This is a genomic window from Nonomuraea sp. NPDC049695 (assembly GCF_040674955.1).
GTDB classification, from domain to species: domain Bacteria; phylum Actinomycetota; class Actinomycetes; order Streptosporangiales; family Streptosporangiaceae; genus Nonomuraea; species Nonomuraea helvata.
In genome coordinates this window covers 1-14479 of the sequence record NZ_JBFANV010000019.1, presented here as the reverse complement: position 1 = coordinate 14479, position 14479 = coordinate 1, and the positions used below count along the sequence as shown (strand labels likewise).

Below are 14479 nucleotides of genomic sequence, written 5' to 3'. Positions count from 1 at the left end.
AGGTCAAGCGCTCGGCCAGGCGCATGGTCCGTGGGAGTTCCGGCGGCAGTCCGTCATGCACGCCTGCCGCAGATCATGGCGTCACGGGCGGTGGACGACCAGGCTGCAGCGGCCATTCACCGTCCGTCGACATGGTCGCGGCCGGGTGTCACACATGCCCCAGGACGGCCTGACCTGCGCACATTCCCCGTGCTGCCGTACGGGAACAGGAGGCAATGTGCGGCATCGGCGGGCCGGCGCACAACCTCGGACAGCCATTCGTGACCGTCCTGCAATCTTGCAGTAACGGCTTAATAACGTCCCATCTACTCGTGTTGCTATGCGGAATCCGCAGCCGAATACTGCTGCAACACGAGTAGATGGGACTTGCGCAGTGGTCACACGCCGCGATGTGGCGCGGCTGGCCGGCACTTCGGATGCCGTCGTCAGCTACGTGCTCAACAACGGGCCGAGGAACGTCGCCCCGCACACCCGCGAGCGGGTGCTGCGCGCGATCGAGGAGCTCGGCTATCGGCCGAACGCCGTCGCCCGCTCGCTGCGCACCAGCCGCACGCACACGATCGGGCTCGTCGTCCCCGACAACGCCAACCCCTTCTTCGCCGAGCTGGCCCGAGAGATCGAGGATGTCGCCTTCGAGCACGGCCTGACGCTGCTGCTCGGCAACGCGATGGACGACGAGGATCGCGAGGCCACCTACGTGCGGACCCTGATCGACCGCCAGGTGGACGGGCTGATCCTGATCCCCGCCCACGGCCCGCGCGCCTGGCGGTCTCAGCTGGCCGCCTCCGGGGTGCCGTGCATCGTGCTCGACCGCAAGCTCGACGACATCCCTGCCAGCCACCTGCTTGTCGACAACGAGGGCGGCGCGCACGAGGCGACCAGCCACCTGCTCTCGCACGGGCATCGGCGCATCGGCTGTGTGGCGGGGCCGAAGGACATCCACCCGACCGTCGACCGTGTCGCCGGCTGGTCGCGGGCGCTGACCGAGGCCGGTCTCGACCTGGACGCGATGCCGCTGGTCCACGGCCCGTTCGGGCGGCGGCAGGGTTACCTCAGCGGCCGGCGGCTCCTGTCGCGCGAGGCCCGGCCCACCGCGCTCTTCGTGACCAGCGACGAGCAGGCGATCGGCGTCATGCGCGCCGCGGCCGAGCTGGGGCTGAGCGTGCCCGGCGACGTCGCGCTGTGCTCGTTCGACGGCATCGCCGCCTCCTCCTACACCGTGCCCGCGCTCACCACCATGCGCCAGCCGATCGAGGAACTGGGCAGGGGGGCCGTGGAGCTGCTGGCGGCGCAGATCGGTGAATCGTCGGGAGGCGAGCGCGTGGTCCTGTCCGCCACGCTGATCAGGCGGGGTTCCTGCGGCTGCCCTGACCCGGTGGGCGGGCTCGACGATGCGTGAGCTGGAGCTGGTCGTCGTCGGCAGCCTCAACATGGATCTCACGGTCCAGGTGACGCGCCTGCCCGGCAGGGGCGAGACGGTCGCGGGTGCCGCCGTGGTGCGGGCCGCCGGAGGCAAGGGCGCCAACCAGGCGGTGGCCGCCGCCCGGCTGGGCGCGCGGGTCCGCCTGGTGGGCCAGGTCGGCGACGACGCGGTGGGCCGTGAGCTGCTCGCCGCCGTGGCGGGCGAGGGCGTGGACGTCTCAGGCGTACGTCAGGCCCCCGCCGACACCGGGCTGGCGATGATCGTGGTCGAGGACGGCGGCGAGAACATGATCACTATCGCCAGGGGCGCCAACGGGCTGCTGCGCCCCACCGACCTCGACCTCACCGGCGCCGACGCGCTCCTGCTGCAGCTGGAGATCCCGGTGGCCGCCTGTCTCGCCGCCGCCCGGCAGGCCAGGGCGCACGGCGTGCCGGTGATCCTCAACGCCGCCCCGTACGCGCACGGTCTTGACGAGCTGCTCACCCTGGTCGATCTGCTGATCGTCAACGAGGGCGAGGCCGCCGCCCTGTGCGGCGGCACCGACACCGCCGCCCTGCTCGCACTCGGACCGCGCGCCGCGGTGGTGACGCTGGGCGAGCACGGGGCGCGCGGCCAGGACGCCTCCGGCGCCTGCCAGGTGCCCTCCTTCCCGGTGCCCGCGGTGGACGCGGTCGGCGCCGGGGACACCTTCTGCGCGCAGCTCGCGCTCGCCTACGCGAGCGGCCTGCCCCTCGCCCAGGCCGTACGGCGGGCCTGCGCGGCCGGCGCGCTGGCCACCACCGGCCACGGCGCCCAGACCGCCATGCCCACCGGCGACCAAGTGGAAAGGCTGTTCGCCCGTGCGTCATGACGGCCTCTGGCATCCCCGCCTGCTGCAGATCCTGTCCGCAGCGGGACACACCGACCTCATCGTGGTGGCCGACCCAGGCCTGCCCGTCCCACCCGGCGTCGAGACGGTCGACCTCGTCTGGCGCAGAGGTGAACCTGCCTTCCTGCCCGTACTCGAAGCGGTGCTCGGCGAACTCGTCGTCGAGACCGCCTACGTCGCCGAGGAGTCGCCCCCTGGCTTCCTCGACGACCTGCTGCCAAGAACAGAACGAATCCCCCATACCCAGCTCAAGGAGCTCACCGGCCGGGCCCGCGCGGTCGTGCGGACCGGTGAGGCGACGCCGTACGCGAACGTCGTCCTCCGAGCGGGTGTTCCTTTCTGAAGGAGAAACACCGAATGAACAAGAAGATCGTCGTCGTGGCGGGTCTGGCCCTCGCGCTGACCGCCTGCGGCAAGGAAGGCGGCACCACCGCCGCGCCCGCCGCTGCCCCCAAGCCGGGTGAGAAGCCGGGCGTCTGCCTGGTGATGAAGTCGCTGGCCAACGAGTTCTTCCAGCAGATGCAGAAGGGCGCCGAGGAGCACGCCGCCAAGCGCGGCGACCTCACGCTCAGCGTCGTCGGCATCCAGAACGAGACCGACATCGACAACCAGGTCGCCGCCGTCGAGAAGTGCGTCACCCAGCAGGCCAAGGCCATCGTGATCGCCCCCGCCGACTCCCGCGCGCTGATCGCGCCGATCAAGCGCGCCGTCGACGCGGGCGTGAAGGTCGTCAACATCGACGTCCAGCTCGACGAGGGCGCGATGAAGGCCGCCGGCATCGGCGACAAGGTGCCGTTCGTCGGCCCCGACAACCGTGAGGGCGCCAAGCAGTCGGGCATGGAGCTGGTCAAGGCCGTCGGCAAGGACGCCGAGGTCGTCATCCTGGAAGGCAACCCCGGCGCGGCCAACGCCGCCCAGCGCAAGGCCGGCTTCGAGGACGCGATCAAGGAGGGCGGGCTCAAGCTCGTCGACTCCAAGACCGCGCACTGGGAGACCGACGAGGCGCACACCGTCTTCGGCAACATGCTCAGCGCGCACCCGAACATCAAGGGCGTGCTGGCCGGCAACGACAACATGGCGCTCGGCGCCCTGAAGGCGATCGAGGAGCAGGGCAAGAAGGACCAGATCAAGGTCGCCGCGTTCGACAACATCCCGGCCATCACCCAGTACGTCAAGGACGGCTCCGTCGTGGCGACCCTCGACCAGTACGGCGCGCAGCAGGCCGCCAACGGCATCGACTACGCCATGAAGATGATCGCCGGCGAGAACATCAGCGGCTGGCAGAAGACCGAGATCAAGCTCATCACCAAGGACAACGTCGGATGATGAAAGTCAGCGGCCTCGTCAAGCGCTTCCCCGGTGTGGTGGCGCTTGACGGGGTCGACCTCGACATCCGCGCGGGCGAGATCCACGCCCTCGTGGGCGAGAACGGCGCGGGCAAGTCCACGCTGGTCAAGGCCCTGGCCGGGATCCACGCGCCGGACGGCGGCACGATGACCATCGACGGCGCGCCGTACACCCCCGCCAGTGCGGCCGACGGTCTGGCCGCCGGGATCTCGGTGGTCCACCAGGAGCTGGCGCTGCTGCCGTACCTCACCGTGGCGGAGAACCTGTTCCTGCGCGCGCTGCCGCGCACGGCGGGCGTCGTCGACAGGAAGCGGCTGCACGCGGACGCGGCGCGGCTGCTGGCCGAGATCGGTCTGGACGTCTCGCCTGACACGCTGGTCGAGCGGCTCGGCATCGCGCAGATGCAGCTGGTGGAGATCGCGAAGGCGATCTCCACCGACTGCAAGCTGCTGATCATGGACGAGCCGACGGCCACGCTCACCTCGCGCGAGGCGGGACGCCTGTTCGGCATCCTGAGGGCGTTGCGCGAGCGCGGCGTGGCCGTCGTCTACATCTCCCACCACCTGCAGGAGGTGCTGGAGCTGGCCGACAGGGTCACGGTGCTGCGCAACGGGCGCAGCGTCGAGACCCGCGAGATGGCCGGCGTGACCGCGCCCGACCTGGTCAGGTTGATGGTGGGGCGCGACCTCGCGCAGGAGTTCCCCGCCAAGCCGCCGACGGAGCTGGGCGAGGTGGCACTGAAGGTGCGCGACCTCAGGGTCGCGGGCTTCGAGGGGCCGCTCTCCTTCTCGGTACGGCGCGGGGAGGTTGTGGGTCTCGCCGGGCTGGTCGGCTCCGGCCGTACCGAGGCGATGCGCGCGATCTTCGGTGCCGACCCGGCTTTGTCCGGAAATATCGAGCTTTACGGCGAGTCGGTGCACATTCGGCACCCCAAGGACGCGGTGCAGCACGGCATCAGCCTGCTCACCGAGGACCGCAAGTCGCAGGGCCTGGTCCTCGACCTGCCGATCAGCGCCAACGTCACGCTCGCCAAGCTGCGCGGATTCCTGGTGCCCTTCGGCCAGGAGCGCTCGCTCTCCGAGAGCCTCGGGCGGCGCCTGCACCTGCGCTCCGCGGGCGTCGGCCAGCACGTGCGCACCCTGTCGGGTGGCAACCAGCAGAAGGTCGTGCTGGCCAAGTGGCTCAACGCCGGATCCGACATCCTGATCGTGGACGAGCCCACCCGCGGCATCGACGTCGGCGCCAAGTACGAGATCCACGAGTTGCTGCTCGGCCTGGCCGCGGAAGGCAAGGCCCTGCTCGTGGTCTCCTCGGACCTGCCGGAGCTGATGGGCATCTGCGACCGCATCCTCGTCTTCTCCCGCGGCAAGATCGCCGGCGAGGTCGCCCGGGCGGACTTCGACGCCGAGCACATCCTCACTCTGGCCTACTCGGGCTACCTCAAGAACGGTGAAACACAATGATCAAAAGGCTCGTGCTCGGCGAGGCCGGCATCGGCGTCGCCCTGGTGCTGCTCGCGGGCTTCTTCGTCATCGCCGCTCCGAACTTCGCGACCGAGCAGAACCTGCGCAACATCATGACCCAGATCACCCTGAACACCGTGCTCGCCGTCGGCATGACGTTCGTGATCCTGGTCGGTGGCATCGACCTGTCGGTCGGCTCGGCGATGGCGCTGTGCGCGGTCGTGTCGGGCACCATGATGGCCGGATCCGGCTCCGTCGTGACGCTGATCGGCGCGATCCTCGTGAGCGTGCTCGTCGGCGGCGTGGTCGGCTGGATCAACGGGTTCGTGTCAGAACAGTGGCGGGTGCCGTCGTTCATCGTCACCCTGGCCATGCTCAACGTCGCGCGCGGCGCCGCCGAGCGGTACACCGACGCGGCCACCATCTACGACCTGCCCGCCGCGCTCAACGACTTCGGCACCATCACGCTGCTGGGCATCCCCGCGGTCTTCTGGGTGGCGCTGCTGCTGGCGGGGGCCGGCTGGTTCGTGCTGTCGCGCACGGTCTTCGGGCGGCTGATCTACGCCACCGGCAACAACGAGGAAGCCGTCCGCCTGTCCGGCCACAAGACCTCCCGCATCAAGATCGCCGCGTTCATGATCGCCGGATTGACCGTCGGCATCGCGGCCGTTCTGTACATGGCCAGGCTCAACATCGCCAGCCCGATCCTGGGCCAGGGCTACGAGCTCAACGCGATCGCCGCCGTGGTCATCGGCGGAGCCAGCCTGATGGGCGGGCGCGGCTCCATGGCCGGGACGTTCCTCGGGGCATGTCTGCTCGGCGTGCTCACCAACGGGCTGCTGCTCATGGGCGTCTCCGACTTCGAACGGCAGATCATCACCGGGCTGGTGATCCTGGTCGCCGTGGTGCTGGACGCGTACCGGCTCCGCCTGGCCCGCAAGCTGGCCGTTACCCAACTGGCGCAGGCACCCGCACCGGCGATGATCCTCTCCTGACCACACCTCGGGACCTGACCGACAGGGTTTCAGCGGCGGGCAGGGGCGGCAGGCACGAAGTCTCCATGGCCGAGCACGCGGAGCAGGCTCAGGTGGTCGATCGCGGAGGTTCCCGGCGCGGGGGTGAAGATGATGAGCCGCTGGTCCTCTGCGGGGCTGAGCAGAGTCTCGCAGAGCAGGTCGATGGGGCCGACAGCGGAATGGGCCAGCCGCATCCGGCTGGAGCGCCGGACTGCCACCTCGTGCAGGTCCCACAGCCTGTCGAACTCCTCGCTCGTGGCCCGGAGCCGGTCGACCAGGCGGGTGGAGGGTTCGTCGCCACCGCGGCGGGCGTAGGAGGCGCGCAGGTCAGCGACGTGGCCCCGGCTGAGCACGTCGCGCTCGTCCGGGTGGAACGCCTGGCGTATCGCAGGATCGGTGAACCACCGCCAGATGAAGTTGCGGTCCTGTTCACGGATCGAGCAGATGCATCCGAGCAGCGCCTCTGCCATCGGGTTGCGGGCGAGCAGGTCACCGATGTCGTTGGTGATGTGCGCCGGAGTCTCGGTGAGCTGGTCGAGGAGGTAGAGCAGGCCGGGACTGACGTGGTCGTGGGCCAGCAGACCGGTCGGCGGACGGTGGCCGGACAGCAGGTACAGGTGATCGCGCTCGTCATCGGTCAGCCGGAGCGCGCGGGCCAGCGCGGCGAGGATCTGTGGTGAAGGTTGCGGGCTGCGCGCCTGTTCCAGGCGCATGTAGTAGTCGGCCGACATGCCCGCGAGCTGCGAGACCTCCTCTCGGCGCAGGCCGGGCGTGCGACGGCGGGGCCCGGCCGACAGCCCCGCTTCCTGGGGGCGCAGCCGTTCCCGGCAGCGGCGCAGGAAATCGGCGAGCTGGGCGCGGTCCATGTCCATGCCCCCCATGATTGCGCAGCTCCGGGACTGGCAGCGGGCCTCAGCCTAGGATCGCTGGTCCTAGGGAGACCCGTCCGATTCCGCCTTCTGCCCACCGTCGGCAACATGATCCGCGTACCGGGAATTCACCACGGAACCCGGAGTGGAGAAAGGGTCAGGGAGATCGAGATGGCGACTGAGACGATGAGAGCGGTGCGGTTCGACGGGTACGGCGGGATCGAGGTGCTGCGGGTCGCGGAAGTGGAGCGGCCGGTCCCCGGTCCGGGGCAGGTTCTGGTGAAGGTGGTGGCCGCCTCGATCAACCCGGGCGAGGCTGCGATCCGCCTGGGGGTGCTCCATGACAGATGGCCTGCCACCTTCCCCTCCGGTCAGGGCAGCGACCTGGCCGGAGTGGTGCTCACGGTCGGTGACGGGGTCGAGGGCTTCGCGGCGGGCGATGAGGTGTTCGGGTTCACCGACAACCGCGCCAGCCATGCCGAGTACGTCGTGGCGGAGGCGGCCGCACTGGTGCACCGGCCGCCGGAGGTGCCGTGGGAGCAGGCGGCCTCGCTGCACGTCGCGGGCTCGACGGCGTATGCGGAAACACGAGCGGTCGGCCTGCGCCCCGGCGACACGGTGGTGATCGCCGGAGCCGCCGGCGGGGTCGGGACGATCGCGACACAGCTCGCCGTCAACGCCGGCGCCACGGTGATCGGGCTGGCGAGCGAGCCGAACCACCAGTGGCTCCGCGACCACGGGGCCATCCCGATCGCCTACGGCGAGGGCGTCGCCGAGCGCATCAAGGCCGCGGCCGGCCACGTCGACGCCTTCATCGACAATTTCGGCGGCGGCTATGTGGAGCTCGCGCTCGAACTCGGCGTGGGCACCGACCGGATCAACACCGTCATCGACTACGCCGCGGTCGAGCGGCACGGGGTGAAGTTCGAAGGCAACACCGCCGGGGCCACGGTCGAGGTGCTGGCCGAGTTGGCCGACCTGATCCGTACAGGGCGGCTGGAGGTCCCGATCGCCGCCACTTATCCCCTGGACCGGGTCCAGGACGCCTACCGCGAGCTGGAGAAGCGCCACACCCGCGGCAAGATCGTCCTCAAGCCGTGACCGTGCTCGTACGGCACACGTGAGCTGGGCATCGTTGGACAGGGCGTACACCACGCGCCCGAGCCCGGACCGTTCGATCGCACCCCTGCACATGTCGCAGGGCCGGCAGCTGGTGTACCTGGTGGTGGCCGCCGCGGCGGCCGGGTCCAGGCGGCGGGCCGCCCACCGGGCCTGGGCGGCCGGCTTGATGGCCCCGCCGCTGGGAGACATCGCCCACCTCGGCCACGGTCGCGAGCGCGGCAGGCCGACTGGGGATGAAGCGTCTCGGCGGGGTCCTCGTCGAACGGGTCGAGCACGACGGTCTCGGCGCCGAGCACCAGCCGGGTCGCCAGGTCGCGGCCTCGATGGGCGGGCCTGCCTGGTGCCGCATCTGGTGGCGTTCGCCCCGTTGTGACGTATCGTCTGGTTGCTGTAGCGGGCGGCGCCGGGCGATCAGAATGATCACGTGGCTGAACACGTACGGGCACGCATGGGCCAGCGCCGCCTGACACCACACGAAGGCAGAAGATGACCACACAGATCAACCACGTCGACCACGAACTGATCCAGGCTGCGGCGCATGTCGCGGCCACACGCTGCCGGGGCGACAACCACACCATGGCGGCCGCGGCCCGCAATCGCGACGGCCGGATCGTCACGGCCGTGAACGCCTACCACTTCACCGGCGGCCCCTGTGCGGAGCTCGTCCTCATCGGCACGGCTGCCGCGCAGGGCGCCTACGACCTGGACACCATCGTCGCCGTGGGCGACCGCGACCGAGGGGTTGTGCCCCCATGCGGTCGCTGCCGCCAGGTCCTTCTCGACTACTTCCCAGCCCTCGAGGTCATCGTCGGCACAGGTGACGGACTCCGTACCGTCTCCATCACCGACCTGCTTCCCGAAAGCTACGTCTGGGCCGAGCACCAGCTCGATGCCGAGGAGAACGCACCGCTCAGCACGAGCTGACTCCCCGGACGATTGCCGGGCAAAGGTCCGGAAGGCTGGGTCACGCGGTCACGAAGGTCATCACACTTCGAGCGGGAAGCGTGACGGTGAAGGAGCCGTTCGACACGCCGGTCGTGCCCTGGGACGCGACGTTCCTGCCCGCATCGGTCAGCCAGGACGAGACCCTGGACGCGGTGCCGTTCCTCAGGGTGAACTGCTGGCTCACCGCGGAGGTCCCCTTGTTGATGGCGACGATGACGACCGTCGAGTTACCGCCCCGGTACGCCGATACGTAGACGTTCGACGCCGGGTTCGCCGTCGCATCGATCCGCACATATCCGGGGCGGACGAACCTGGCGAAGTGCGCCATGTTGGCGCCGCGCTTGCTGATCTGACCGTCCTCCCGCATGGGACCGTAGCTGCGCCGGATGTACCACCAGATGTACGCCTGGAACTCGGCGTCGACCATGGCGCGGTGGATGTGCTCCCCCACGTCGAGCGCCTGGGGCCAGAGGTCCGCCGAATCGGTGCTGTTGGGGTAGTAGACCTCGGTCATCCAGAGTTCTTTGCCCGCGCCCTTCTGCTTGAAGAGGGGGTAGGGGAAGTTCGCGAACGACGTGCCGTAGAGGTGAGCCCCGATGATGTCCACGTTGGCGAGCGCCGCGGAGTCGTTGAGGATCGGGTCCGACATGTTCTTCAGGTACTGGAAGGACTCGGGTGCGATGACCCTGGTGCCGATCGAGCCGGCGTTCTCCCGCAGGAACCGCACCATTTCGGTGGGAGTCCACCACGTCCAGTCATGCGCGTAATCGGGCTCGTTCTGCACCGATATGCCGTACAGGTTCACCCCGTTGTTCCGCAGGTACGTGGTGAAGTCGTTCAGGTGCTGGGCATAGGCGCCGTACATGTCGTACCTGAGCCGTCTCGCGTTGGTCTGACTGCCGCGCACGAAGGTCTCGACCATGCGGGCGGGGGGATTCCACGGTGACGCGATGACGGTCGCCCCGAGCTCGATCGCGCGCCTCGCCGTCGCCACATCACGGCTCCAGTCCGCCGAGTTCTCGGGGACGGGGATCCTCAGCACGGAGAACCCCAGCCGGCCCTCGCCGGTGCCGAACGCCGTTTCCCGCTGGGCAGCTGTCAGGTCGCCGATCCAGGCCGTGTGGGTCATGCCGCCGAAGCCTCGGATCGTCTGCCGCTGCGCCGACGGATCGATGACCACCGCGGCGGCCGACGTCGTGGCTGTGAGGATCGGCAGGGACCCCATCGCCGCCAGGACGGTTCTCCGGCTCGGGGAACTTGGCTCGCTGCTCACGGGCTCATTCGGACCTTGCGTCATGTCTCCTCCTTTTGGCCGGTGGTGCCGAACCGCGCCTATTTGGGAGCGCTCCCAAAACGGTGATGACTACGCACTCGTCGTTTTCGGCTAATGCTGCTGAACGTTGCCTCGGCCCACCCTTGGCGAGCCCGGAAAGGCGCCATTTGTTCGCGTTAACATCTTCTGCTGCAAGTTAAGCCCCCTACGGGGGCTCGTCAACCGTTTGATAAGGCAGTAACTTAATCAAGATCATGATGGGTCTCGGCTACGTCGCAGAGCGGCCGTACTCTGGCGGACCACCAGTTCCGTCCCCAACTCCACCCTTTTCTGCTGGAGTTGCTCCCCTTCAGCCAGGCTGATCAGCATGGTTGCGGCCGTGGCACCCATCTCGCGCAGCGGCTGGTGGATGGTGGTGAGCGGCGGTAGCGCCCAGCGCGAGACCGGCATGTCGTCGAAGCCGATCACGCTGAGGTCGTCGGGTACGCGTAACCGCAGCTCATGAGCCGCATGGTAGACACCGATGGCCTGCCCGTCGTTGGCGGCGAAAATCGCGGTGGGCGGCTCGGACAGTTTCATCAGTTGATGGGTGTGGGCTATCCCGTCCTCGATCTGAAACTTTCCTTCGCGGATGAGAGCCGGATCCACCGACATCCCCGCGGCCTCAAGAGCGGCGCGATAACCGTCCAGCCGGGCCCGGCTGGAGAGCGCGAATGCAGGTCCGGTGATCATCGCGATGCGCCGGTGGCCCAGTTCGAGCAGGTGACGGGTGGCCTCCAGGCCGCCGCTCCAGTTCGTGGCGGCCACGGATGGCACGCCGAGCCCCGGGTTGCCCGCAGGATCCAGCACCACCAGGGGAATCTCCTGGGTTGCCAGCCGTACGCGCTGATCGTCCTCCGGGCCCGAGAACACCGTGATCACACCGGTAGGACGGCGGGTGAGCAGGTCCCCGATCCATCTGGGCCCGGGAGTGTGCCGGCCGCCGAGTTCGGAGATCACCACGCTCAGGCCATGGGCCCATGCGACCTGCTGGACTCCTTTGACGATCTCCGTCGGGTAGTCTCCGGCAAGCTCGTGGAAGACGACTTCGATGAGGCTGGCCGGCTTGATGCGGCGACGCTGCCGGCGATAGCCGTGCTCCTCGATGAGCCTCTCGACGAGTGCGCGGGTCGCCGGCCCGACCTCCGACCGACCGTTGATGACCTTGGAGACCGTGGCGGTGGACACTCCTGCCAGTTCGGCCAGCTGAGTCAGGGTCAGTGGTACCGAAGGTGGCGATTCGCCCCTGAGGGGTTCTTCGGTCGAGGTCATATCGGGAGTGTATCCAGGTGCATTTCGGTCTCCGACCGAAGCCGTTTCTGCCGCTCCCCTGGGCGCGGAGTCAGCAAGTTAATGCCTTCCCGAACCGACTTTCCCTGGTGCCGACGGGTAACTCCGGTGAAACTTTCATTCGCGCGGGCAATGCGGCGCGGTCTCCCTCACGGACGAATGCCCAGGCGGGGCAGCGTTTCTGCAGTAACGCCCAGGTGGCAGGGATTGCCTCTCGTGGACGCCGACTCGGACAGTTGGCTGTGCTCCGCGACAATGTCATCACCGGAGAAGGCCGTGCAGCCCTGCAGGACCGAACGTTAGCGCTAACAGATTTCGTGGCCGCCATCCTCGATCCAGCAGCCAAGGAGCTTTGGATGTCACCCGTCATCCCCGGCGACCGCGCACGACCGACCGTTCCCCCGTTCGCCTGTACACCGATGCCGCGGCGGGACGTCCCGAGGCTCGCAGGTCGTGCTCGCCGACGGCAACGGCTCGAACGACAATCTCTGGAGGTTCCTGTGAGGCGCGTGCTCGCGGTTCTCTCGTTCCTGCTTCTCCTGGGCGTGTTCCTCACGCCCCAGGCGTCGGCCACCCCGGTCGACACGAACGCGCGGTACGTCCTGGTCAACCGCAACAGCGGCAACCAGCAGCAACGGCAACTCGTCGCCGGCGGCAACTACACCAACCCGGTCGTCTGGCAGGACTTCGCCGACGGCGACATCATCCGGGTCGGCGACACCTACTACTACTCGGCCTCGACGATGCACTACTCGCCGGGCGCGCCGATCCTGCGCTCCTACAACCTGGTCGACTGGGAGTACGCCGGACATTCGGTCCCGAGACTCGACTTCAACTCGGGCGCCTACGACCTCAACGGCGGCCGGGCGTACGTGAAGGGCATCTGGGCCTCGGCCTTCAACTACCGGCCCAGCAACAGCACCTACTACTGGATCGGCTGCGTCGAGTTCAACCGGACCTACGTCTACACCGCCTCAGCCGTCGACGGCACGTGGACCAAGCGTTCGCAGATCAACAACTGCTACTACGACGCCGGCCTGCTGATCGACACCAACGACACCATGTACGTCGCCTACGGCAACAGCACCATCAGTGTGGCCCAGCTCTCGGCCGACGGGCTCAGCCAGGTGCGCTCCCAGCAGGTGTTCCAGACTCCGAGTAACGTCGGCACGCTGGAGGGCTCCCGCTTCTACAAGCGGAACGGCTACTACTACATCTGGCTGACCCGCCCCGCCAACGGCCAGTACGTGCTCCGCTCCACGTCGCCGTGGGGTCCGTACGAGATGCGCCAGGTGCTGCTCAACATGCCCGGGCCCGTCTCCGGCGGCGGCGTGCCCCACCAGGGCGGGCTCGTCCAGACCCAGAACGGCGCCTGGTACTACATGTCGTTCGTCGACGCCTACCCCGGCGGCCGGGTGCCGGCGCTCGCGCCGATCACCTGGACCAACGACTGGCCGACCGTGCAGACCGTGAACGGCGGTTGGGGCGTCACCTACCCGAGGCCGGACATCCAGACCAGCCGGACCGTGGCCTCCATGATCGGCCCCGACGCCTTCACCTCGGGCAGCCTCGGGCCCCGCTGGGAGTGGAACCACAACCCCGACACCAGCCGCTTCTCCACCGGCAACGGCCTGCGCCTGCAGACCGCGACCGTCACCAACGACCTCTACAACGCACGGAACACGCTGACCCACCGCATCCAGGGCCCGTCGTCGACGGCGACGATCGAGCTCGACTACTCGCAGATGGCCAACGGCGACCGCGCCGGGCTGGCGATGCTGCGCGACCAGTCGGCCTGGATCGGCGTCAAACGCGACAACGGCGTCAACCGCGTGGTGATGACCAACGGCCTGACCATGAACAGCTCGTGGCAGACCACCGGTACCGGCACCGAGGCGGCGGGCGCGAACATCTCAGGCGGCCGGATCTGGTTGCGGGTCAACGCCGACATCAGGCCCGGCTCCGGCAGGCAGGCGCGCTTCTCCTACAGCACCGACGGCAGCACCTTCGTGAGCCTCGGCCCGGCCTTCACCTTGAACAACGCCTGGCAGTTCTTCATGGGCTACCGCTTCGGGATCTTCAACTACGCCACCCAGTCCCTCGGCGGCGCGGTCACCGTGCGCCGCTTCGACCTCACCACCCCCTGATCGGACAATCGGAGCAGATCATGAGATTCAAATCCATGGCCGTCCTCGTGACGGTGGCCACCTTACTGGCGAGCCTGTTCGTCGCCCTTCAGGCTCAGGTCGCCAACGCGGCCACCGTCGACACCAACGCCTGGTACGTCCTGGTCAACCGCAGCAGCGGCAAGGCCCTGGACGTCTACAACCTCTCGACCGCCGACGGCGGCCGCATCACCCAGTGGACCAGGAACGACCAGAACCAGCAGCAATGGCAGTTCGTCGACTCCGGCGGCGGCTACTACCGCATCAAGTCCCGCCATTCCGGCAAGGTGCTCGACGTCTACAACTTCTCCACCGCCAACGGCGGCGCGATCGTGCAATGGGCCGACGGCAACGGCACCAACCAGCAGTGGGGGCTGGCCGACAGCTCGGACGGCTACGTGAGGTTCATCTCGCGCCACAGCAACAAGGCCCTGGAGGTGCAGGGGGCCTCCACCGCCGACGGCGCGAACATCGTCCAGTACGACGACTGGGGCGGCACCAACCAGCAGTGGCAACTCGTCAAGGTCGACGGCGGCACCCAGAACCCGGGGTGCGACCTTCCGGCGACGTACCGCTGGACATCGACGGGCCCGCTGGCGACCCCGAAGTCGGGATGGGTCTCGCTCAAGGACTTCACCGTCGCCCCCTACAACGGCAGG

13 protein-coding genes are annotated in these 14479 nt (G+C 68.5%); 10 read left to right on the top strand and 3 right to left on the bottom strand.

Features of this window, described 5'->3' with window-relative positions:
• The first annotated feature begins 373 nt into the window (after window positions 1-373).
• The 6 genes from AB0J64_RS18685 to AB0J64_RS18660 are packed head-to-tail and all read left to right on the top strand — an operon-like array spanning window position 374 to window position 6096.
• Entirely contained in the window at window positions 374-1399 is a 1026-nt protein-coding gene (locus tag AB0J64_RS18685) for a LacI family DNA-binding transcriptional regulator (protein ID WP_364028204.1), read from the top strand.
• On the top strand, window positions 1392-2273 hold the full coding sequence (locus AB0J64_RS18680; RefSeq protein WP_364028202.1) for a ribokinase: 882 nt from the start codon (window positions 1392-1394) through the stop codon (window positions 2271-2273). Before AB0J64_RS18685 ends, AB0J64_RS18680 begins: the two co-directional genes overlap by 8 nt.
• Window positions 2263-2634 (top strand): RbsD/FucU domain-containing protein, encoded by a 372-nt coding sequence (locus AB0J64_RS18675; protein ID WP_364028200.1) that lies wholly within the window; start codon window positions 2263-2265, stop codon window positions 2632-2634. The genes AB0J64_RS18680 and AB0J64_RS18675 overlap by 11 nt, the downstream gene beginning before the upstream one ends.
• 14 nt (window positions 2635-2648) lie before the next feature.
• Entirely contained in the window at window positions 2649-3617 is a 969-nt protein-coding gene (locus AB0J64_RS18670; RefSeq protein WP_364028198.1) for a sugar ABC transporter substrate-binding protein, read from the top strand.
• Window positions 3614-5101: a sugar ABC transporter ATP-binding protein gene (locus AB0J64_RS18665; RefSeq protein WP_364028196.1), complete on the top strand. Its 1488-nt coding sequence runs from the start codon at window positions 3614-3616 to the stop codon at window positions 5099-5101. The genes AB0J64_RS18670 and AB0J64_RS18665 overlap by 4 nt, the downstream gene beginning before the upstream one ends.
• A complete protein-coding gene (locus tag AB0J64_RS18660) occupies window positions 5098-6096 on the top strand; it encodes an ABC transporter permease (protein WP_364028194.1) in 999 nt (332 codons plus the stop codon). The genes AB0J64_RS18665 and AB0J64_RS18660 overlap by 4 nt, the downstream gene beginning before the upstream one ends.
• Window positions 6097-6125: 29 nt before the next feature.
• On the opposite strand, the gene AB0J64_RS18655 is transcribed toward AB0J64_RS18660, so the two are convergent.
• Window positions 6126-6989, bottom strand: a complete 864-nt coding sequence (locus AB0J64_RS18655) for a helix-turn-helix transcriptional regulator (RefSeq protein WP_364028192.1) — start codon at window positions 6987-6989, stop codon at window positions 6126-6128.
• 168 nt (window positions 6990-7157) lie between these two features.
• On the opposite strand from AB0J64_RS18655, the gene AB0J64_RS18650 reads away from it, so the two are divergent.
• Both AB0J64_RS18650 and AB0J64_RS18645 read left to right on the top strand, forming a co-directional pair.
• The gene (locus AB0J64_RS18650; protein WP_364028190.1) at window positions 7158-8087 is read left to right on the top strand and encodes an NADP-dependent oxidoreductase; all 930 of its coding nucleotides are present in this window, start codon (window positions 7158-7160) and stop codon (window positions 8085-8087) included.
• A gap of 507 nt (window positions 8088-8594) precedes the next feature.
• On the top strand, window positions 8595-9032 hold the full coding sequence (locus AB0J64_RS18645) for a cytidine deaminase (protein WP_364028188.1): 438 nt from the start codon (window positions 8595-8597) through the stop codon (window positions 9030-9032).
• 40 nt (window positions 9033-9072) lie between these two features.
• Here the strand turns inward: AB0J64_RS18645 and AB0J64_RS18640 are convergent, their stop codons facing one another.
• Window positions 9073-10350, bottom strand: a complete 1278-nt coding sequence (locus AB0J64_RS18640) for a glycoside hydrolase family 30 beta sandwich domain-containing protein (protein WP_364028186.1) — start codon at window positions 10348-10350, stop codon at window positions 9073-9075.
• A 228-nt stretch (window positions 10351-10578) separates the two neighbouring features.
• The gene (locus tag AB0J64_RS18635; protein WP_364028184.1) at window positions 10579-11637 is read right to left on the bottom strand and encodes a LacI family DNA-binding transcriptional regulator; all 1059 of its coding nucleotides are present in this window, start codon (window positions 11635-11637) and stop codon (window positions 10579-10581) included.
• A 527-nt stretch (window positions 11638-12164) separates the two neighbouring features.
• On the opposite strand from AB0J64_RS18635, the gene AB0J64_RS18630 reads away from it, so the two are divergent.
• Entirely contained in the window at window positions 12165-13802 is a 1638-nt protein-coding gene (locus AB0J64_RS18630) for a glycoside hydrolase 43 family protein (protein ID WP_364028182.1), read from the top strand.
• Window positions 13803-13822: 20 nt separating this feature from the next.
• Window positions 13823-14479 (top strand): non-reducing end alpha-L-arabinofuranosidase family hydrolase (locus AB0J64_RS18625; protein ID WP_364028180.1); only part of this gene is annotated, 657 nt, incomplete at its 3' end.